24 protein-coding genes and 1 tRNA gene are annotated in these 20,027 nt (G+C 65.0%); 4 read left to right on the forward strand and 21 right to left on the reverse strand.

Annotated features, from left to right (window positions below; all coding sequences use genetic code 11):
* Positions 1–77: 77 nt before the first annotated feature.
* The 3 genes from AABA84_RS28375 to AABA84_RS28385 form a co-directional block, all read right to left on the reverse strand.
* Entirely contained in the window at positions 78–527 is a 450-nt protein-coding gene (locus AABA84_RS28375) for a DUF2948 family protein (protein ID WP_212245986.1), read from the reverse strand.
* An 82-nt stretch (positions 528–609) separates the two neighbouring features.
* Positions 610–1,269, reverse strand: coding sequence for an NAD-dependent epimerase/dehydratase family protein (locus tag AABA84_RS28380; protein WP_338313802.1), 660 nt, complete (start codon positions 1,267–1,269; stop codon positions 610–612).
* A gap of 26 nt (positions 1,270–1,295) precedes the next feature.
* On the reverse strand, positions 1,296–2,234 hold the full coding sequence (locus tag AABA84_RS28385) for an SDR family oxidoreductase (RefSeq protein ID WP_338305786.1): 939 nt from the start codon (positions 2,232–2,234) through the stop codon (positions 1,296–1,298).
* 84 nt (positions 2,235–2,318) lie between these two features.
* On the opposite strand from AABA84_RS28385, the gene AABA84_RS28390 reads away from it, so the two are divergent.
* Positions 2,319–2,960 (forward strand): TetR/AcrR family transcriptional regulator, encoded by a 642-nt coding sequence (locus AABA84_RS28390; protein WP_338313803.1) that lies wholly within the window; start codon positions 2,319–2,321, stop codon positions 2,958–2,960.
* A 6-nt stretch (positions 2,961–2,966) separates the two neighbouring features.
* Here the strand turns inward: AABA84_RS28390 and AABA84_RS28395 are convergent, their stop codons facing one another.
* The 5 genes from AABA84_RS28395 to AABA84_RS28415 form a co-directional block, all read right to left on the reverse strand.
* Positions 2,967–3,791 carry an alpha/beta fold hydrolase gene (locus tag AABA84_RS28395; RefSeq protein ID WP_338305788.1) on the reverse strand — a complete coding sequence of 275 codons (825 nt, stop codon included), beginning with the start codon at positions 3,789–3,791 and terminating at the stop codon, positions 2,967–2,969.
* 129 nt (positions 3,792–3,920) lie between these two features.
* A complete protein-coding gene (locus AABA84_RS28400) occupies positions 3,921–4,430 on the reverse strand; it encodes a hypothetical protein (RefSeq protein WP_212245990.1) in 510 nt (169 codons plus the stop codon).
* Between the two features lie 291 nt (positions 4,431–4,721).
* Positions 4,722–5,030: an EthD family reductase gene (locus tag AABA84_RS28405; protein WP_100175035.1), complete on the reverse strand. Its 309-nt coding sequence runs from the start codon at positions 5,028–5,030 to the stop codon at positions 4,722–4,724.
* Positions 5,031–5,155: 125 nt separating this feature from the next.
* Entirely contained in the window at positions 5,156–6,862 is a 1,707-nt protein-coding gene (locus tag AABA84_RS28410; RefSeq protein ID WP_338313850.1) for an FAD-dependent oxidoreductase, read from the reverse strand.
* A gap of 39 nt (positions 6,863–6,901) precedes the next feature.
* Complete coding sequence (locus AABA84_RS28415) at positions 6,902–7,090, reverse strand: hypothetical protein (protein ID WP_212245995.1); 189 nt, start codon at positions 7,088–7,090, stop codon at positions 6,902–6,904.
* A gap of 316 nt (positions 7,091–7,406) precedes the next feature.
* Here AABA84_RS28415 and AABA84_RS28420 point away from each other — a divergent pair.
* Together AABA84_RS28420 and AABA84_RS28425 are read left to right on the forward strand one after the other, a co-directional pair.
* Positions 7,407–7,481: transfer RNA gene (locus AABA84_RS28420), tRNA-Thr, on the forward strand.
* 89 nt (positions 7,482–7,570) lie between these two features.
* Positions 7,571–7,921: a RidA family protein gene (locus tag AABA84_RS28425; protein WP_212372152.1), complete on the forward strand. Its 351-nt coding sequence runs from the start codon at positions 7,571–7,573 to the stop codon at positions 7,919–7,921.
* A 1,015-nt stretch (positions 7,922–8,936) separates the two neighbouring features.
* Here the strand turns inward: AABA84_RS28425 and AABA84_RS28430 are convergent.
* From AABA84_RS28430 to AABA84_RS28460, 7 genes are all read right to left on the reverse strand, one after another.
* A complete protein-coding gene (locus AABA84_RS28430) occupies positions 8,937–9,413 on the reverse strand; it encodes a cyclic nucleotide-binding domain-containing protein (RefSeq protein WP_338313804.1) in 477 nt (158 codons plus the stop codon).
* A gap of 151 nt (positions 9,414–9,564) precedes the next feature.
* Complete coding sequence (locus AABA84_RS28435; protein ID WP_338313805.1) at positions 9,565–10,203, reverse strand: ferric reductase-like transmembrane domain-containing protein; 639 nt, start codon at positions 10,201–10,203, stop codon at positions 9,565–9,567.
* A gap of 11 nt (positions 10,204–10,214) precedes the next feature.
* Positions 10,215–10,718 carry a Twin-arginine translocation pathway signal gene (locus tag AABA84_RS28440; protein ID WP_338313806.1) on the reverse strand — a complete coding sequence of 168 codons (504 nt, stop codon included), beginning with the start codon at positions 10,716–10,718 and terminating at the stop codon, positions 10,215–10,217.
* Positions 10,719–10,845: 127 nt separating this feature from the next.
* Positions 10,846–11,610, reverse strand: coding sequence for a M48 family metalloprotease (locus AABA84_RS28445; protein ID WP_338313807.1), 765 nt, complete (start codon positions 11,608–11,610; stop codon positions 10,846–10,848).
* Positions 11,611–11,616: 6 nt separating this feature from the next.
* Positions 11,617–12,156, reverse strand: a complete 540-nt coding sequence (locus AABA84_RS28450) for a hypothetical protein (RefSeq protein WP_212246005.1) — start codon at positions 12,154–12,156, stop codon at positions 11,617–11,619.
* An 87-nt stretch (positions 12,157–12,243) separates the two neighbouring features.
* Positions 12,244–12,528 carry a hypothetical protein gene (locus AABA84_RS28455; RefSeq protein ID WP_338313808.1) on the reverse strand — a complete coding sequence of 95 codons (285 nt, stop codon included), beginning with the start codon at positions 12,526–12,528 and terminating at the stop codon, positions 12,244–12,246.
* Positions 12,529–12,531: 3 nt separating this feature from the next.
* Complete coding sequence (locus tag AABA84_RS28460) at positions 12,532–13,689, reverse strand: hypothetical protein (RefSeq protein WP_338313809.1); 1,158 nt, start codon at positions 13,687–13,689, stop codon at positions 12,532–12,534.
* Positions 13,690–14,242: 553 nt separating this feature from the next.
* Between AABA84_RS28460 and AABA84_RS28465 the strand changes: the two genes are divergently transcribed.
* Positions 14,243–15,250: an LLM class flavin-dependent oxidoreductase gene (locus AABA84_RS28465; RefSeq protein ID WP_338313810.1), complete on the forward strand. Its 1,008-nt coding sequence runs from the start codon at positions 14,243–14,245 to the stop codon at positions 15,248–15,250.
* An 85-nt stretch (positions 15,251–15,335) separates the two neighbouring features.
* On the opposite strand, the gene AABA84_RS28470 is transcribed toward AABA84_RS28465, so the two are convergent.
* Genes AABA84_RS28470 through AABA84_RS28495 form a run of 6 tightly spaced genes read right to left on the reverse strand, consistent with a single transcriptional unit; the run spans position 15,336 to position 19,942 of the window.
* Positions 15,336–16,211: an amidohydrolase family protein gene (locus AABA84_RS28470; RefSeq protein ID WP_338313811.1), complete on the reverse strand. Its 876-nt coding sequence runs from the start codon at positions 16,209–16,211 to the stop codon at positions 15,336–15,338.
* Between the two features lie 11 nt (positions 16,212–16,222).
* Complete coding sequence (locus AABA84_RS28475) at positions 16,223–16,618, reverse strand: RidA family protein (protein WP_018321243.1); 396 nt, start codon at positions 16,616–16,618, stop codon at positions 16,223–16,225.
* A gap of 25 nt (positions 16,619–16,643) precedes the next feature.
* Positions 16,644–17,447, reverse strand: a complete 804-nt coding sequence (hpaH, locus tag AABA84_RS28480; RefSeq protein WP_338313812.1) for a 2-oxo-hept-4-ene-1,7-dioate hydratase — start codon at positions 17,445–17,447, stop codon at positions 16,644–16,646.
* A 3-nt stretch (positions 17,448–17,450) separates the two neighbouring features.
* Positions 17,451–18,311 carry a fumarylacetoacetate hydrolase family protein gene (locus AABA84_RS28485; protein ID WP_338313813.1) on the reverse strand — a complete coding sequence of 287 codons (861 nt, stop codon included), beginning with the start codon at positions 18,309–18,311 and terminating at the stop codon, positions 17,451–17,453.
* 44 nt (positions 18,312–18,355) lie between these two features.
* Positions 18,356–18,973: a flavin reductase family protein gene (locus AABA84_RS28490; protein WP_212246019.1), complete on the reverse strand. Its 618-nt coding sequence runs from the start codon at positions 18,971–18,973 to the stop codon at positions 18,356–18,358.
* 3 nt (positions 18,974–18,976) lie between these two features.
* Entirely contained in the window at positions 18,977–19,942 is a 966-nt protein-coding gene (locus AABA84_RS28495) for a Bug family tripartite tricarboxylate transporter substrate binding protein (RefSeq protein ID WP_212246020.1), read from the reverse strand.
* Positions 19,943–20,027: the final 85 nt, after the last annotated feature.

The raw sequence follows: 20,027 nt of genomic DNA on the forward strand, positions 1-20,027 counted from the left end.
CGGGGAAGCGGCGTCAACCCTCGCAAGGCGCCGTTCTGGCGCAGGCCTGAGCCGGCGCGGCTGGTATACAGGTCACCTCATGCCTCCCCTTCGATCTCCAACCCCGTTCCCAGCGCGTCGGCCCCGAGGTCGGTCAGCTCACATTCCAGGCATTCGACGTCGAGCCGGATGGCACCGCCCTCGGCGAACAAGAGCAGGGCGCTGCCGCCGGGCTCCTCGTCGCGGCCGTCCCGGGGATGAAATTCGATCCCGACGAGGTCCAGGACCTTGTCGGGAGCCGCAAGCTCGATGTTGCGCGACTTGCAGGCGAGCACGCGGTCGAAGCGGAGCGCGGCGACCAGCCGGCGCGGCTCGGCTTCGCCCTCCAGCGTCTGCTCCCAGTCCAGCCGGCTCATCCCGACCACAAGCCGCTTCTCGCTTTGTCGCCAGATGATGTCGGAGGCCTGGACACGGGCGTCCTGGACATGGGTCGAGATCACGGCGAGATCGTCGGCGTCGAGTGCGATCAGTTTGAGCTGGGGCGACATCGCCGACGCTTCTCCTTCGGAATGGACAGGGCTCAACGCGCACAGGCCCCAAAATTTCCGCTCAAACTAACGGGCCGGCAGGCTAGAGGCTATTGATATCCTCCATCTCCAGCACCTTCCGCGGATACCCCTCCCGGGCGACGCGGATCATGGCGCGGCCGATCTGCTCGGTCGAGGTGACGAGCCGGGGCGAGAGCCGGCGCAGCACCGACCAGAGCGGCCCGGTTGCGGAATAGACCGCCTGCACCCAGACGGTCTTGGAACGGGCGCGGTGCAGCGGCTGGATCGCGCCGGGCCGGAACATGTAGGCGGCCCTGAACGGCAGCTTGAGGAGATCGTTCTCGGTCTTGCCCTTGATCCGCGCCCACATCCGCGAGCCCTGCTCGGTGGAATCGGTGCCGGCGCCGGTGACGTAGGTGAAGACCATCTGCGGATTGAGGCGCGCCAGCGTCGTCGCCGCCGCGAGCGTGAGGTCATAGGTGAGGTGGCGGTAGCGCTGCTCGCTCATGCCGATGGAGGAGACGCCGAGGCAGAAAAAGCAGGCATCGAAGCCGGTGAGCTGGGTTTCGATCGACGAATAATCCAGGAAATCGTCGTGGATGATCTCGGTGAGCTTGGCGTTGCGCACCCCGGTCGGGCTGCGGCCAACCACGAGCACGCGGTCGATGCCGGCATCGACCAGGCATTCGCGCAACACGCCCTGCCCGACCATGCCGGTGGCGCCGAAGATGATGACTCGCATCGGGATGTTCCTGGCAGGCTCGCGGCTCATGCGGCGGCCGCGATCTCGTCGAAGGATACACCGGTCAGCGTCGCCGAGGCATCCCACAGCATGGCGGCGGTGGCAAAATCCCTGGCGTGCGGCATGATCCGCGCCGGCGCTGGCGCCCCCTTCATCTCGTAGAATCCGTTCGGACCGTAATAGCCGCCGGGCTCCGCTGTGGGCGACGTCGCGGCGAACAGCGTCGGCAGCGCGCCCTCGGCGGCGGACTGGCTGAACAGCGGCTGGAGCAGCCGGCCGACCCGCCACTGGAACGTGTTGGCGCCGGGACCGTTCGCGATGAGATCGGTGCGCGCAAAGCCGGGATGGGCGGCAATGCTGCTCACGCCCCAGCCGGCCGCATCGCTGCGGCGCTGCAATTCGAGCGAAAACATCAGCATCGCCAGCTTGGACTGGCAGTAGGCGCGCCACGGACGATAGGAATGCCTGGCTTGCAGATCGTCGAAATTGATCGCGCCGGAGCGGTGCGCAAGACTGGAGAGATTGACGACACGCGACGCCTTCGCGCGGCGAAGCTGCGGCAACAGCTGCGCCGTCAACGCGTAGTGACCGAGATAGTTGGTGCCGAGCTGCATCTCGAAACCGCCCTCGGTCTGCTGTCGTTTCGGCAGCGCCATCACGCCGGCATTGTTGACGAGGAGATCGAGCTGCTCGTTGCCGGCGGCAAAGCGCCGGGCGAAATCGGCGACGGAGGCGAGGCGGGCGAGATCGAGAGGCTCGTAGGCGATCAGCGCATCGGGAAATCGCTCGCAGATGCCTTCGATCGCCCGCAGGCCCTTTGCGTCGTTGCGTCCGGTGAGTATGACAATGGCACCGGCGCCCGCCAGCGCCATCGCCGTCTCGTAACCGAGGCCACCCGTCGCCCCTGTCACGACGGCCGTCTTGCCGCTGAGAGAGGGGATGTCTGCCGTGGTCCAGTCGGTCATGCCATGTCTCCGTTCGGGGCTGGAACGAGGCCCGCGACCGGTCTAAATGTGCACTTAGTGCAATTTTACAAGAGGTGAACCAGTTTGAAGGCTTCGAAGGTGGCCCGGAAACGCGTCAAGTCATTGCACGTGGACGGAAAATCCCCGGCCGTGCCCGGCCTGCGCGAGCGCAAGCGGCAAGAGACCCGCGAGCGGTTGACCCGTGCCGCGATGGCGCTGTTCCTGGAGCGCGGCTTCGAGGCCACGACCATCGACGACATCGCGGCCGCGGCGGAGGTGTCGCGGCGGAGCTTCTTCCATTATTTCGCGTCCAAGGAGGACGTGGTGGCGGCCTGGCAGGAAAATGCCGCCAGCGCGCTGGTCGCCGAGGTGGTCGCGCGGCCCGCGGACGAATCCATGCTGACGGCCGCGGAGAATGCGATCGCGGCGACGGTCAAGCGGCTCGATCCGGCGGAAGCCGCGGCGATGTCGCGGCTCAAGCGCGACAATCCCGCGCTGCAGGCGCGCGATCAGCTCAAATACGAGATGATCGAGCGCGCGCTCGCCGAGGGCCTTGCCCAGCGCGGGCGAACCAAATCCGACCGGCTGCAGGCGCGGCTCGTCGCCATGATCGCCACCGGCGCGATGCGCGTCGGCGGCGAGAGCTGGATCGGCGAAGGCGCGCGTGAGCGGCCGGAAGCTTTCGTCAAGCGCACCTTCGATGCGATCAGGGCGATCTTGAAATGAGGCGCCTCACTCCCTGAAGAACGCCAGCAGGTCCGCGTTGATGGTTTCGGCGTGTGTGGTCGGCATGCCGTGGGGGAAACCCTTGTAGGTTTTCAGGATGCCCTTCTTCAGCAGCTTGGCCGAGAGCGGCGCGGAATCGGCGTAGGGCACGATCTGGTCGTCGTCGCCGTGCATCACCAGCACCGGCACGTTGATCTTCTTCAGATCCTCGGTGAAGTCGGTCTGCGAGAACGCGACGATGCCGTCGTAATGCGCCTTCGCGCCGCCCATCATGCCCTGGCGCCACCAGTTCTGGATCACCGCTTCCGACGGCTTTGCGCCGGGACGGTTGTAGCCGTAGAACGGGCCGGCGGGGAGGTCGCGATAGAACTGCGTGCGGCTGGCCGCGAGCTGCTTCTGGAGATCGTCGAACACGCTCTTCGGCAAGCCGCCCGGATTGGCCGCGGTCTGCAGCATCAGCGGCGGCACCGCGGAGAGGATCGCCGCTTTCGCCACCCGGCTCTCGCCGTGGCGCGCGATGTAATGCACGACTTCGCCGCCGCCGGTGGAATGGCCGACATGGATGGCGTTCTTGAGGTCAAGATGCGCAGTGACGGCCGCGAGATCATCGGCGTAGTGATCCATGTCGTGGCCGTCGGAAACCTGCGACGAGCGGCCATGGCCGCGGCGGTCATGAGCGATGACGCGATAACCGTTGTTGGCGAAGAAAATCATCTGCGCGTCCCAGTCATCGGCCGACAACGGCCAACCATGGCTGAACACGATCGGCTGGCCACTGCCCCAATCCTTGTAGAAGATCTCGACGCCGTCTTTGGTGGTGATGATGGGCATGAGCGCTCTCTTTCAGTGAAGTTCAGTTGCGTTGCGCGTGAGCAAGCACGCGCCCGTGGTGCGCAGATAGTCGCGCGAGATCGCGAATGCGATGCCCCGCATCAACCGGGGACGTTGAGAATCGTGTGATCAGGCAAACGCCATCGGCCGAAAGCGGCGCCAGGCGCCGATCGTGAGCACGACGAAGAACACCAGCACGACGCCCTGCACCACCGCGAACACGGGACCAGACGGCGGCGCCGGGGCCACGGCGGGGGCGAGCGCGGCAAGCGCCGGCACCTTGAGGAACGACTGGATCACCAGCACGAAGACGTTGAAGTAGAGCGAGACCATCGCGGTCACGACATAGACGGGGCGCCAGACACCGGAGAGCTTCATGCCGTACAGCGCGATGCAGGCGATGGCGAGCAGCACCAGCGAGATGATGCCGATGATGTGCGAGGGCAGCAGCTTCTCGAACGGGAAGAGGAAGCCGGTGGCGCTGGTCAGGATCGTGAACAGCAGGAAGACCGCGGTGAGGCCCGGCATCGACTTCGAGCCGAGCAGGCCGAACATCACGACGAGGCCGGCGGCGATGGCGATCAGGCTGATGATGACATGGATCATCGTGAAGGCGGGCAGGCTCAAGCCGAGGACCATGACATCTCTCCTACGCATCGAGGTCATGAGAGTAGTATTACGGTCCTCATGAGATTGCCACCTGTGTTGTCGTCACATGCATGTGCGAAGCCATGCGTCATCGTGCGAATCGACAAACGCATGGCTGAATTTTTTGCACCGCTGTCACAAACGACGGCAGATGTAGTTTGTAGCCCGGATGGAGCGCAGCGAAATCCGGGAATCGTGCCACAAGAGAGAGCGGCCCCGGATTACGCTGCGCTCCATCCGGGCTACGCTCTTGCAGGCTTTCGACGAAAGTTGAATCGAGCCTCACACTTCCTTGGTGTCGAAGATCAAGAGGTCGGCACCGCCGCTGGCGAATTTCGGCACGTCGCCTGCGGCCGCCTTGCCCGCTTCGCTGCCGAAGGCCTTCTGGATGTCGCCCACGCTGTCGAAGGTGAGAATGGCGACGAGATGAATCCCTGACGGCCCAGCGGGGGAGCCGACCGCGCCCGTGCTGACTGCGTACTTCTTCAAGCCGGGAAGCTTCTTGGCGAGCGGAATGTGGGTCTCGGCATAATGCTTGTCGAAGGCGGCAGCATCCTTGGGCGTTTTGTAGAGCACGACGAGTTCGGCCATTTATTCCTCCCTTGGGAATCTTTGTTTTTCCGCGCGCGATTGGCCTCGCGACGAGGCGATAGTCTGTGGGGCGCGGCAAGATGGCAAGTCCCATTCGTCTTGCCAACTGCTTGTCTTCTGCTCGGCTAAAGCGCCGGTTTTGCGGCGTCGCCGAGATAGCCGTGCAGGGAGGCCACCACCTGCGCGCCCTCGCCGATGGCGCCGCCGACGCGCTTGACCGAACCGGAGCGCACGTCGCCGACGGCATAGACGCCGGGCACGGAGGTCTCCAGCGGTGCCACCAGCTTGCCCTGGTTCTGCTCGGACTGCGCGCCCGTCACGACGAAGCCGCCGCGATCGAGCGTCACGCCGCAGCCGTCGAGCCAGGCGGTGGCGGGATCGGCGCCGACGAACAGAAAGAGATTGCGGATGTCGGCAGAATCCTCGTCATCGGACAGCCGGCTCTTCCAGCGGATGCGCCGCAGCAGCGCGGCCTCGTCGCCCTCGAGCGCCGATATCTCGGTGTTGAACATCAATTCGATGTTCGGCGTCGCTTCGATGCGCTCGATGAGATAGCGCGACATGCTGGCGCCCAGGCCGCCGCCGCGGATGATCATCAACACTTTCTTCGCGTGACCCGACAGGAACACGGCCGCCTGACCTGCCGAATTGCCCGCACCGACCAGCGCGACCTCCTCGCCGGCGCAGAGCTTCGCCTCCACGGGCGAGGCCCAGTACCAGACGCCGCGCCCCTCGAACTTGTCGAGGTTTGCGATCTCCGGCCGGCGATAGCGCGCGCCGCTCGCGACCACCACCGCGCGCGAGCGCAAGGGATCGCAGCCGTCGAGCGCCACCGCAAACGCGCCGTCCTTGCGGGTGCAGTCGAGCGACTTCACCGTGACGGGAATCATGATGTCGGCGCCGAATTTCTGCGCCTGGGTGAAAGCGCGCGCGGTCAGGGCCTGGCCCGAGATGCCGGTCGGAAAGCCAAGATAGTTTTCGATGCGGGCGCTGGCGCCGGCCTGGCCGCCGAAGGCCCGGATGTCGAGCACCGCGACCGACAACCCTTCGGACGCCGCATACACGGCGGTGGCGAGGCCGGCCGGTCCGCAGCCGACGACCGCAACGTCGTAGATGCGGCCGTCCTTGGCGCCGCCAATCATGCCGATGGCGCGGGCAAGCTCGGTCTCATCGGGATTGCGCAACACCGCGCCGCTTGCGGCGACGACCAGCGGCCAGTCTTCGGCCTTGGGCGAATAGCGCGCGATCAACTCACCCGCGTCGGGATCACGATCGGGATCGAGCAGATGATGCGGCTGACCGTTGCGGGTGAGAAAACCCTGCAACCGCACCACGCCGGCGGAGTTCGACGGACCGATCAGCACCGGACCGCCGATGCCGCCCTGGATCAGATTGACCCGGCGCAGGATCAGCGCGCGCATGATGCGCTCGCCGAGATCGGCCTCGGCGACCAGCAGCGCGCGCAGCCGCTCCGGCGGCAACAGCAGCGTCTCGACATCGCCCTCGGCGCGGCCGTCGACCAGCGCCGGCTGTCCGGAGAGCTGGCTGAGCTCGGCCAGAAACTGCCCCGGCCCCTGGTCGATCACAGGCGTGACATGGCCGAGGCCGTCACGCTGGGTGATGGCGACATGGCCCTTCAGCACCACGAACATGCCCGGACCCGGCTTGCCGGTCTCGAACAGGAACTCGCCGTCGGCGTAGCTGCGGACCTCGCCGAAATGCCTGATGCGCTCGATCTCGGCCGGCGTCAGCGCCGGAAAGGTCTGCTCGGGGCGGGTGAAGCGCGACATCAGCGCCTCGTCACCGGTTGGTTGCTGTCCGTTCTGCCCCATCGTCATTCTCGCTCATTGCAAAATTCCAGGTGCCGGCCTTCAACCTCCGGTCTTGCCGGCGGCCCCCTCATCTAGGGAACCATCGTCGTTCTGCGAGGGGTCGGTGCTTGCGCCGCGTTCGCGTGCCTGCAGCTTCCGCCGCTTCAGGTTTTCGCGCAGCGCCGATTTCAAGCGGTCGTCGCGGGACGTCCTCGCCTGGTTCGCTCTCTTGTCGGTCTCGTCGGCCATCACGGATCCATCACATCGGTCGGCGGCAGGATGCCACCGAATGGCGACAGCTCAAGAGGCCGGCGCGATCCATTCGTGCGAAACGCGAAATGGATCGAATCCGGTGCCTGGGGCAACTGGCCAGTTGGCGGGGGATATCGGAGCCCGAATCGCCGGGAAGTCGGTGGTTTCGCGCCAAAACGGGCATTTTGGCCCCGATATCGGCCCGATTTTCTCGGTTTGACGGGTCGAGCAAGCTTGCACAGGAGGGGGGCTTGTGGCAGATATCGGCCCGCTTGGTAGCGCCCCTCGGGCGCCCGATTCTTCACCAGCACATGCTGCCGTAGCTCAGTGGTAGAGCACTCCATTGGTAATGGAGAGGTCGACAGTTCAATCCTGTCTGGCAGCACCATTTTTCCCCATCGAAGCGAGCCCTCCACTTGGCAGCCCCACTTGGCAGCCCCATTTGGCAGCGAGCCCGCAACACCCACGGATGCGATCGTGATCACACGTTCCCTGCCCTATGAAGGACTGCTCCACGAGATCGTCGAGCATAATGGCGTGCTTTATCTCGGCGGCATCGTCCCTGAAGATGCCGGGCTCGACATGGCCGGCCAGGCCGACGATGTGCTGCGCCAGTTGAAGACCCTGCTCGAAGGGGCCGGCTCCGATCTCTCCTGCGTTCTGCAGGTGACGATCTTTGTGGCTGATCTCGCCGACAAGGCGGCGCTCAACCAGGTGTGGAAGCGCTATTTCACCGCGGACCACCTGCCGGCACGTGCGGCCGTTGGCGTTGCGGATCTCGGCCCGGGCGTCAAGCTGGAGCTGACGGCGATCGCCGCCCGCCGCTGATACAGGCGACACGGGCGAGGCGAGAACGCTCGGTCATTTTGTGTTCGGGCGAGAACACGCGTCATTCCTGTGTTCACACATGAAGCAGCAATCTCGCGGCGCGAAGCGTCCGAGTTTTGCTGCTTTCCTTGACCCTCTTCCTTGAAGAGGGCGCAGGGAAGACCGGGTGCCGGCTGGCACCCATGACCCGCTGCGCGAGGAATTTGCACACGCAAATGCGCAGGCGGACAACAGGTGGGCCGGAAAACACCCGGCCTTCCCTGCGCGATGGGTTGACGGCCTATGCCTGCTCTCCCCGGAGCCGAGTTCCCTCTGGCCTCCGTCACCTCGCGACAGACGATGCACCGTCCGGTTGGCCGATGCATCTTCGCGAAAGCTTGGCTGTAGCAACGACAGCCAGGACCACATGGTTTAGCCGTACGCAGCTGCGCCGTTCGTCACACGGAGAAGAACCTCACGAGGATCACCCGCCCTGGTCCCGCCTTGCCGTGCCCGACGCAGCCGCGTCCACCGCACCCCAGCCCACGTTCGTTGCGACGTACGATCGCCCCTCTCCTCGGGCCGGGATGGCGGGAATATGCCGCGAATCCGAATTTCGGTAGAGTGGAATCTTTTTGCGAAGGGGGATTGACGGGGTTTGGGGTGTTTTGCCCGACGGCTCGCGACTGGGGCGCGCTGGTAAGGTTAATCTTTCCTTTCGATTGTCGGTAAAGTTTTATCTATTATCGTCTTGCCGTGGATAACCAACCAGAGGCTTGGATAGTGTTTGCGTGTTGCCTGATCGTGACCGGGATTGCGTTGCTTCTCTCCGGCATTGTTGCCTTCGGCTTTCATAGAAACTCGCTGCACTCCATGGCGCTGCTGTAGCCTTATCAAAGCGCCGGCTTGCAGGATGGGCGGAGCGACTTGTCCACCGTTGCTCGTAGGATGGGTAGAGCGAGCGAAACCCATCGCGGGTTTATTCGGCGCCGAGGCATGATGGGTTTCGCAAGTGCTCTACCCATCCTACGCATCGTCAATTGTCGTTCTCTGCCGCGCGCCTCGCAAACCGATCATCTGCCCGGCGCAGCCGTCGGCACAGCTCGCGGTTGATGTTCTGCAGGACGATCACATAGGCGTGGATGTCGGCCTTGTAGCAGGCGTAGAGATTTTGGGCGGTCAGCTCGTACAGCACCGTCGGCGCCTCCGCGACAACCGTTGCCGAGCGGTTTTGCATTTCGATCAGCGTCATCTCACCGAAGAAGTCGCCGCGCTCCAGCACGGAGATCGGGATGATGCTCCCCGCATTCGTCCGTTTGCTTACCGCGAGCCGGCCGGATTTGACGATGAACAGCGAGCGGCCCGGCTCGCCCTCCGCCACGACGGTGCTGCCTGCCTCGAAGCTTCGCTCGACCAGCATGGACATCAGGAGGTCGAGGCTCGGCTGCGGGAGACCGCCGAAAAATGGCGTCGCGAGCAGGAACGCTTCCAGATCGGGGGCCGTGACGGTCATTGCGCGAGGTTACGCCGCGTCGCCGACTGCGGCAAGCGAGGCTGCGTAGCCCGGATGGAGCGCAAGCGTAATCCGGGACCGTCAACCACGGATGCAATCATCCCGGATTGCGCTTCGCTCCATCCGGGCTACGAATCTCGGCGCGGTCGTGTCACTGCCGCTCGACGCCCTCCCCGCGCAGTGCCCTTCGCTTTCGCCACACCTGCAGGTCAATCATCGCTTTGATCGTCGCCGCGAGGACGGCCGCGCACAGCACGGCCTTCGAGATCGTCTCCATCGTTCCCTCGATCAGCAGGCAATGGACCACGCTGCCGACGACGATGACGATGGCGAGCGGCATATGAATCAAGCGCCAGGTTCGCGGCCGCAGCTCTAACCGCCGGCGCAGGGACGCCAGCAGTGCGACAATGAAGATGGCCCACATCGCGGTCACGCCAAAGGGCGAGAATGGCGTCGGCGATGCGTAGGTCAGGGCGTCGATCATGTCGGGCGGACTGGTGATCCAGAGGCCGGCGACGTGGATCACCACCGCGATGACCAGCGCGCCGCCGATCCAGTGATGGGCGCGCCGTCCGCGATAGGCCGACAGCGGCGCCAGATATCCGCCGATCAGCAGTGGCTGAACCAGCACGAGACCGAGTGCGATGATCCCGGCGAAGCCGGCGAGGATATAGACCGGCCCGCGCCATGCGAGCTGCTCGCTTGTCGCAGCAAGCAGGATCGGCGCGCCAATCGCGAAGGCAAGACCGACCCAGATCAGGATCGACCGCGCCGATGTCCACCCCGTCATTCGCGGCCCGATCAGGCCGGCTGCAGCACGAAGTGCGCTTCGAGGCTGGTTTCCTTGGCGCTGCGCATCACCGGCCGCAGAAAGACGGTTTTGAACTCGCCGCTGTCATAGGCGAGGTGACCATGCGGCTGGCCGAAGATCGGAATGATCTGCGGCATCTCGAGCCGGAACTTGCCGTCCTTGTCGGTGAGCGTGGCGCCGTGGCTCTGCGGCTCGTGCTCCTGGCCTTCGGTCGTGTGTGCCCAGATCTGGATACGCTGTCCGGCGAGCGGCGCGCCGTCGCCGGCGCGGCGCACGGTGCCGCTCATCCAGAAGCCGCCCTTGCCGATCCGCTCTACGATCGCCGCGCCCTTGCGGTAGTTGTTGGCGCCGCCCGACATCGTTTCGGTCGGTGCGAGGGCGTCGGCGCGAGCGGGCAACAGCAGGCCGGGCACGCCGGCTGCGAAAACCCCGCTCGCCAGGACGGAGCCGCCCGCGACCAGCAGGTTGCGGCGATTGAGTACGACCATGGTCATGTCGGTTCCTCCGGGCGAGCAGTGCAGTGGCACCAGTGAGACTACAGCAACAGACGCCCGACGCCCAGTTACGACGAAGGGCGCCCCGGGTCGCAATAACGCTGTTGTGAAAGCAGCCAGAGCCGCGTCAGAAGTTCGCCTTGACGTACTTCTCGCCGATATTGAGGGCGTCCAGCAGCGACTTCTTGTCGTCGTGTCCGGTCTGGTAACCCTTGACGATCGCGTCCCCGCGTTCCTTCGGGGTGCCGTGATGTTTCGGGTGCTTGAGCATGTTGTCGCCCGCGTTGAATTGCGTCAGGGCGATCACGGCGGCGTTGAAGCTCGATTGCTGCAATTTGCGAACGCCTGCGAAATAACCGGCAAGAAAATCCGCATGCAGTTCCACCCGTTTGACGGTGGGCTGCCCATCGAGGAGAATTTCGTCCACCCCCACCTTCCACTGCAGGACATGTCCAAACTCGTGGGCGCAGATGCCGGCGACCGCGGCATCTCCCGCCTCGGGATCTGCCATCAATTGCTTCAGGAGCCGTTGGCCGAACAGCACTGTGCCATCGGTCCCGGCCACGCGCTTCTCCCGCAACGCAAAGGCATTCGGCGAGTCATGGTCGTCGAAATAGGCGAAGCTGGGCGTGACGTTCAGACAATCGGAAATCCGGACCAGCGTCTCCGCCAGCGCCCGGTCGAAATCCTTGTCGCCCGACTTGGGTATCGACGGCATCTCGCGCACGTTGCCGCCATCCTGCTTGTCGCCGAGAATGTTGCTGGCTTCGCTCGCAGTCAGACTGCAGCCATAGGACGGATTGTGGCGAGTGTCGGCGGCCCGTGCGCCAATGCCGCCGAAGAGAAGAAGGCCACAGCCCGCGATGCAACATCGTCGTGTCAGCATCTGCATGTCTCCCTAGCAGAGATTTGGAAACCGCTTACAAGCCTCGGAGGTGCCGCTGGTCTGGGGCGGGGGGTTCGCCGGCGGATTTGGCACGCTTCCGGGAGTCGGAGCCGCGGTTTGCGGAAGCGGCACGGGCTGGGCCGGCAGTTGCTGGGGCGTGGAGCCGATGTTGAAGTTCGCGTATTCGATCCGGTTGGTATAGAGGCTGATGCCCAAGAGCCAGGTCGACACCCCCTGCTGATGCTGCGCGACCATCGAATAGACCGGTCCCGCCGGGAGCTGAGTTTGCCCGCTCAGGACGACATTGGTCACCTGCCCGAGCTGAACCAGCGGCATGTAGACGCCGCTGTTGTTGGTCTGCATGGCGATGGTCTGCCAGAGCTGGGGACCGTACCAGGTTGGATTCGGCGTGCCCGTCTGCAATTGCTGGATGACAGCCGTCAGGATTTGCCGGGGATCCGCCTGCGCCGACGCCGTCCGCGTCACCGGCACCTGAAGCAGGCAGGCCAGCACCACCGCGATCAAGAACCGAATCGATCCCTTCAACATCATCTGCATTCCCCCTGACACTCACGCTGCGAAGCCAAAGCCGCCAAATGCTCGATGCCCCACCGGCACCTCGATCGGTCAGTCAGCCGATCACCTGTTGATCTGTCCGGCCGAGCTCCTGATATCCGGCACCGTCGGCGGCACGACGATCGGCCGCTCCGGGACTGGACGATCGACATCAGGGGCAATCCTGAACGTACTCGACCCGCCGCCCGTACCGGTTCCCGACCCAATGTCGGAGCATTGGATCCTGCACGCCATCTTGCTTCGGTCGCAGTTGCAGCCTTCGGCGATCCGGCTGGACAGCTCAGCGCGGGGCAGCGGAAGCGCGATCAGCGCCAGGCTGGCCAGCATCAGTGTCTTGCGTGTGCTCATCCTTCACTCCACAGGCCTCAATCGAACGCTCTTGAAACCGACCACGACCGGGCGCGGCAGCAGCGTATCCGGCAGCAGCACGTTCGACGTCGCGCGGCGCTCGAAGGCGATCGCCCCGCCGGGCGCATCGTTCGGGCCGGCCTGCGGCGTCGGAGCGGGGGGCTGCGGCTTGCCGTCGCCGCTTGCGCCTGCAGCCGCCGGGGCCGCCTCCGCTGCGGCCGCCGGCAATACAGCCTGCCGGTTCACCCCCACGTTCCCCCGCGTACTGCCATCCTCGCCCATGCTGGTTTGAATAGAGCGGGCCAGGAACACGCGGCTGACGAGCGCGAGCTCCACCGAGAAGCGCGGCCGCTCGACGCCCGTCGTCCGATCTTTCACCTTGTCGTCGATCCTCTTGCCGATCAGGATCGAAAGCTGCTTGCGCAATCCTTGCTGCGAGCAGAACCCTTTCGTTGCGTCGTCTTCGCAGAAGTCGAGCAGCCGAAGCTCCGCCGGCACCGCCGGAACGCCATAGGTCTCGGTGGCGGAAAACCTGACCTCGACCGTTTCGGTCGAGCTGGCGTCGGCACCGAACCCGCCGCTCAACAGCTGGGACATCGCGCTGGCGCTGCCGCTGGCCCGCTTCACATTGGTGATGGTGAAGCGCGGAAACAGCACGAGCGGAAGGGTGGTCCGGGTCGCGGGCGGCTTGAACAGCGATTCGGTGGAGTTCGCTTGCGGCCAGATCTGTCCGTCATGCTCAGGCCGCACGTTCGTGGCAGGAAACTGATAGACCGCCCGATAGGCCTCCTCGATTTCCGGAGTCAAATCGAGATGCAGCAATTTGATCGAGCGCCCCGCGAACGGCTCGTCCGTCGCCGAATCGCTGACCGCATCGTCGGAGATCATCGCAAAGATGTCGCCGACCTGGATGTCCTCGACGGGTGGATAGACCGGCTCGAAGCCGAGCTTCTGGATCGCCTCGTTCCATTGCTTCGCGACCGAAAGCTTGGGCTGCTCGCCGGTCCCGGTCCAACGCACCAAAGCGAATGTCGCGGCGGCCGCAACGATGAAGCCCGCCACCACAATCCAGCTCTTGCCAATCAAGGTCTTGAGACCCTTCTTTGCCGGGGCGGGCGCTTCGTCAGCCGGGGGAGTCACTTCGCCGGGAGGACCACCCATGATCCAACTCTCTATTCCGTGATGCGGCGCAGCCTGCGGCTGGAACGCCTTGCCAATACATTTTCAGCGAGCCCAGCCTTGCTGGTGCTCGCTCACGACGGCCGCTCCATCGACAATCAATCTCGTCTCGGGATGCCGCTTCGTTCGCGAAAAACACGCCTTCAAACAATACGCGTCACTAAACATGAAACCCGTGCTGGTTGCCACTGGCAATTCGCACAATTCCGGAATTGGCGATGCTGCCGCGCGGCTGGGCGCCGGGTCGTAATGACGCACACAGGACCAGCCGTCGTCGCGGCTGTATCGCCGGCCTGCAGGTCCCATCTCCGCGTGGGAAAGATGGGGGCTCCGCAACGATGCCTTGCCGGCGCGCACCGGCGGCAGGCGCCAAAGACGTTTGCCCGACGCCTGAAAACATCAGCCATTTCAATACGATCCATATCCATCCATGCCGGGCCGACATGGTCGGTCATTGCGCGGCGGCGCTAACATTCCGATCGACGGGCACTACATGTGAAAGCCCAATGCGCATCCCCTCACCGGTAGCCTCCCCATGATCCCCTTCTCCGTGCTCGACCTCGCACCGATCCGCCAAGGCGGCGACGCCGCGCAGGCGTTCCGCAATTCGCTCGATCTCGCCCGGCACGCGGAGACCTGGGGCTACAAGCGCTTCTGGCTGGCCGAGCATCACAATATGACGGGCATCGCGAGCGCGGCGACGTCGGTGGTGATCGGGCATATCGCGGGCGGCACCAGGACGATCCGCGTCGGCTCCGGCGGCGTCATGCTGCCAAACCATTCGCCGCTGGTCATCGCCGAGCAGTTCGGCACGCTGGAATCGCTCTATCCCGGGCGGATCGATCTCGGGCTCGGCCGCGCGCCGGGCACCGACCAGTTCACCGCGCGGGCGCTGCGCCGCGACCTTGCCACCACGTCCGAGAATTTTCCGCATGACGTGCTGGAGTTGCAGGCGCTGCTCGGCGACGTGCAGCCGAACCAGGCGATCCGCGCCGTGCCCGGCATGGGGACCAAGGTGCCGCTCTGGATTTTGGGATCGAGCACCTTTGGCGCGCAGCTTGCCGCGATGCTTGGGCTGCCGTTCGCCTTCGCCTCGCACTTCGCGCCGCAGATGATGATGTCGGCGCTGCGCGAATATCGCGCGCGCTTCGAGCCGTCGGCGCAGCTCGACAAGCCCTATGCGATGGTCGGCGTCAACGTGTTCGCCGCCGATAGCGACGCGGAGGCGCAGCGGATGTTCTCCTCGCTGCAGCAGCAGTTCATCAATTTGCGCCGCGGCACGCCGGGGCCCCTCCCGCCGCCGGTGGACGACATGGATGCGCTGTGGTCGCCGGGGGAGAAGGCCATGGTCGGCCAGTCGCTGTCCTGCTCCGCGGTCGGCTCGCCTGATGTAGTCGAGGCAAAGCTGAAGGCGCTGCTCGCCGAGACCGGCGCGGACGAATTGATCACCACGGGGCAGATCTACGACCACGCCGCACGGTTGCGCTCGTTCGAGATCGCGGCAGGGGTGCGGGATCAGCTGGCGAAGCAGCCGGCGGTGTGAGCGCGATCGAGCGCCCCGCCAGAAGTACGCCCTCTCCCGCAGGCGGGAGAGGGCGCGCACCGCGTTTGTGGCGACAATTCGAATTCTAATCCGGAAAGCCGAACAGCTTTGCCGGATTGTGGACGAGAATCTTCTCCAGCTCCGCCTGGTCGGGCGCGTAGCGGTACATCAGCTCGAGCAGATCGGCATCGTTCGGCGGCTGCTTGACGGAGACCGGATGCGGCCAGTCGCTGGCCCAGACGCAGCGGTCGACGGCCGCCTCGATATAGGCGCGCGCGATCGGGATCACGTCGTCATAGGGCGCGCCGGCCTTCGAGGTCTTCTCGCCGAGCGACAGCATCACCCAGAAATTGCCCTTCTCGAGCAGCTCCAGCATCTTGCGCAAATTCGGATCGCTCTTGCCGGCCTCCGGATCAGGGCGCGCCATGTGATCGATCAGCACGGGGACGTCGAGATTCTCGTATTTGGCGACGCTCGACATGATGCCGTCCTTCTCGGGCTGGATCTTGACGTACCAGCCGAGCTCGCGGATGCGGGCGATCGCACGGGCGAAATCGGCATCCGACAGCACGGCGCCGAGCTCCTGGCGGAAGCTGAAGCGCGCGCCGCGCACGCCGGCGTCATGCAGCTTGGCGAGATAGGCGTCGTTCGCCTCCGCGAACACCAGCGCGTTGGCGCAGCCGCGATAGTTCGGGCCCATCGCGGCGAGGCCGTCGAGCACGACGGCATGGTCCGCGCCATAGGTCGTGGTCTGCACGATGATGCCGCGCTCGATGCCGAGCGTCTTGTGCACGCGCAGCGCAGCCTCCCAGGTCGCGGTCGGCATGCGGTAGGCCGCGCCGGGGCGCTCCGGATATTTGTCGATCGGGCCCAGCACGTGGAACTGGCTGTCGACGGTCTTCGGCGGCGGGGCCTTGACCGGGCGGCGCGGATTGGGATCGAACGGCAAATAGGTCGGCATGCAACGCTCCTTCAGTCGATCACGGCGGTGAAGTCGCACTGCACCAGCGCGCCGCCGTCCATGTTGTCCATCGGCAGCGCGTGGCGCGCCGGGCGCGAATGCTCGTCCGGAAACATTTTTAGCCACTCGACATTGACCGGGCCGCGCTGGGTACGGTCCTTCAGCCAGACCGTCATCTTGATGATGTCATCCGTGGTGCCGCCGGCCGCCTCCACCGTCGCCTTCATGTGGGCGAACATGTTGGCGCATTGAGCATCCAAGCTCTCCGGCATCGCGTTGGTCGCGGGATCGCGGCCGAGGATGACGCCCGACATCACGAGATTGCCGATGCGGCAGGCGTTCGGAATCGGATTGACGTGCTTGAAGCCGCCGATGTGGATGCTCTTGCGCCGCGTGTGACCACTCATGGTGCGCTCCCTCTTGCTTATTGCTTCAGACGAACTGGCACGACACCGAGCCGAACGGGCCGTAGTCGGCATGGAACGTGTCGCCGCGGCGGATGTCGACAGGGCGCGTGAACGATCCCGCCAGCACGACTTCGCCGGCCTTGAGATGCTCGTCATGCGGCGCAAGGCGGTTGGCGAGCCAGGCGATGCCGCTGGCGGGGTGATTGAGCACGCCGGCGGCAAGCCCGGTCTCCTCGACCTCGCCGTTGCGGAACAGCAGTGCGCCGATCCAGCGCAGATCCGCATCCATCGGGCGGAACGGCCGGCCACCGAGCACCAGCGCGGCATTCGCCGCGTTGTCCGAGATCGTGTCCATGACCTTTCGCGTCTTGCCGGTCTCTGGATCGACGCGGTGCATGCGCGTCTCCAAAATCTCGAGCGCGGGCGTGACGTAGTCGGTGGCGTTGAGCACGTCGAAGATGGTGCAGTCGGGCCCACGCAGCGGCGCCTTCAGCACGAAGGCGAGCTCGACCTCGATCCGCGGCGCGTGGAAACGGTCGAACGGGATCGGCGTGGCGTCGGCATAGAACATGTCGGCGAACAGCACGCCGTAATCGGGCTCGTTGATGCCGACCGCGTTCTGCATCGCTTTCGAGGTCAGGCCGATCTTGTGGCCCTTGATGATGCGGCCGCGGCCAAGCTGCAGCTTGGTCCAGGCGTGCTGGACGGCGTAGGCATCCTCGATGGCGAAATCGGGATAGTCCTTCGTGAACATCGGGATCAGCGTCTTGGTGCGCTCGGCTTCATCCAGGCGCGCGGCAAGCCGTTCGATCGTGGCGGCATCCAGCATGGTCTACTGCTCCGCCGCGACGGTGTTGCGCAGCACGCCGATGCGGCTCGACTCGACCTCGACGACGTCGCCAACCTTCAGCCAGCGCGGCGGATCGAAGCGAACGCCCGCCCCCGTCGGCGTGCCGGTCACGATCATGTCGCCGGGCTTCAGCGTCGCGAAGGTCGAGAGATAGGAGATCAGATAATCGAACGGGAACATCAGCCGTTCGGTCGTGTCCTGCTGCCGCACCTCGCCGTTGACGCGCGTGGTGATGTCATGAGGCCCGCGCGGATCGAGCTCGTCCGACGTGACGATCCACGGACCGATGCTGCCGGAACGATCGAAATTCTTGCCTTGCGTGACGTTGAACTTGCCGTGACGCAGCCAGTCGCGGATGGTGCCCTCGTTGCACAGCGTCATGCCGAAGATATGCGACCACGCCTTCTCGCGCGGGATGTGGCGGCCGCCCTGCCCGATCACGATGACGAGCTCGCCTTCATAGTCGAGCTGATCGGAAACCTTGGGCTTCTCCAGCGGCTGACCGGAGCCCGATATCGACGACATGCTGCGCACGAACAGGCTGGGATATTTGGGCAGGTCCGAATTGTCCTTGTACTCGGCATTGCGCTCGGCGTAGTTGACGCCGATGCACCAGAGCTTTTCCGGCGCCAGCACCGGCGGCAGCAGGACGAGATCGTCGAGCGCATAGTCCGGCTTTTGTCCGGCGACCGCTTCCTGCGCATCGGACAGCGCGTTGGCCGCGATCAGTGCCTTCACGTCGGAGAAGTCACGGCCGATCCGCCTGGTCAGATCGACGACACCGCCTTCGACGGCCGCGCCGTAGCGCGGCTCTCCGTCCACGAGATAGCTCAGGAGTCGCATGGTCGTTCTCCAATGGGTATCGGGCAGCGCGGCGGGCGGCGCGCTCAGTCCTTCGATTTGGGCGTCTGGAACACGGTGTTCAGCGTCACGATCTCGCCGAGGCGGGCATAACGGGGACCGCCGATGCGCGCGATCGGATCGAGCGCCTTGGTTTCGACCTTGCCGTCGTTCACGAGGCCGTCGCGCAAATGGAACATCACGACCTCGCCGACGATGAGCCGGCTCTTGGCATCACCGAACTCGAGGCACTGGCGGAAGCGGCATTCCATCGCGACCGGCGCGGCGGCAAGCCGCGGCACCTTGATGCGCTCGCTCGCAAGCGTCTCCAAACCGAGATGCTCGACCTCGCTGATCTCAGGCGGATGCTCGACGGAACTGTCGTGCACTGCCTTCATGAGCGGCGTATCGGCGATGTGGATGACATATTCCTCGGTGTCGAGGATGTTATGCGCGGTGTCCTTGTAGTCGGCGCCCTTGCGGCCGACGCTGATGGCGAGCATCGGCGGCTTCTGCGAGACGAAGGTGAAGGCGCTGAACGGCGCGAGGTTGAGCACGCCCGTGGCTGACAGGCTCGTCACCCAGGCGATCGGGCGCGGCACCACGATGCCGGTCATCAGGCGGTAGATGCGCTCGGCGCCGAGCTCGGTGGGGTCGATCCGCATCGATCAATCCGCCTTGATGTTGGCCTTGCGCACCACTGGAATCCACTTGGCGTCCTCGCGCTCGAGATAGGCCTTGAACTCGTCCGGCGTCATCGGCGTGGCTTCGCCGCCGAGCTTTTCGAATTTGTCGACCACGGCAGGGTCCTTCAGGATCGCGACCAGCGTCTCGTGCAGCTTGTCGATGACGGGCGCCGGCGTGCCCGCGGGCGCGAACAGGCCCGTAAACGTCTGGCCATCGAAATCCTTGTAGCCGAGCTCGGCGAAGGTCGGCACGTCCGGCAGCGATTTCAGCCGGTGCGGGCTGGTGACGGCGAGCGCGCGGAACAGGCCAGCCTTGATGTGCTGGAGGCTGACCGTGAGCTGGTCGAACGCGAACTGCACCTGGCCGCCGAGCAGATCGTTGATCGCCGGCGCGTTGCCGCGGTAATGCGCGGTGACCCATTGCAGCTCGAGATTCGACTGCATCAGCTCGCTGAGCAGATGGTTGGTGGTGCCCGGGCCGGGCGAGGCCATCGTCAACTTGCCGGGCTCGCGCTTGGCGAGCTCGATGAATTCCTTGAAAGTGTTGGCCTGCACCGACGGATGCACCTCGAGCACCAGCGGTGTCATCGAGATGGTCGAGATCGGCATGAAGTCCTTTTTCCAATTATAGGCTTCGCGCTTGTTGATCTCGGTTGCGAACAGCACCGGGCCGTTGGCGCCGACGAACAGCGTGTAGCCGTCGGGCGCGGATTTCGCGAACGCCTCGCCCGCGATCATGCCGCCAGCGCCGGCCTTGTTCTCGATGATGAAGGGCTGGCCGAGCTTTTCCTGAAGCTTGTCGGCGACGATGCGCGCGGCGCTGTCGACGTTGCCGCCGGCCGGATAAGGCACGATCAGCTTGACGCTGCGCGCCGGCCATTGCTGGCCCGACGCAGGCCCTGCCAGCATCGCGGTGGCGGCAGCTATGGCAATCCAGATTAATCTCATGTTAACCTCCCGGCAGCGCTTCCAATTCCATGTCGCGTGCGGCGATGCGCGCGGCAGCTCGATCGGGCCGCAATCTCCAGATGCG

The sequence above is a fragment of the Bradyrhizobium sp. TM239 genome (genome assembly GCF_036247985.1).
Classification (GTDB): Bacteria; Pseudomonadota; Alphaproteobacteria; order Rhizobiales; family Xanthobacteraceae; genus Bradyrhizobium; species Bradyrhizobium ottawaense.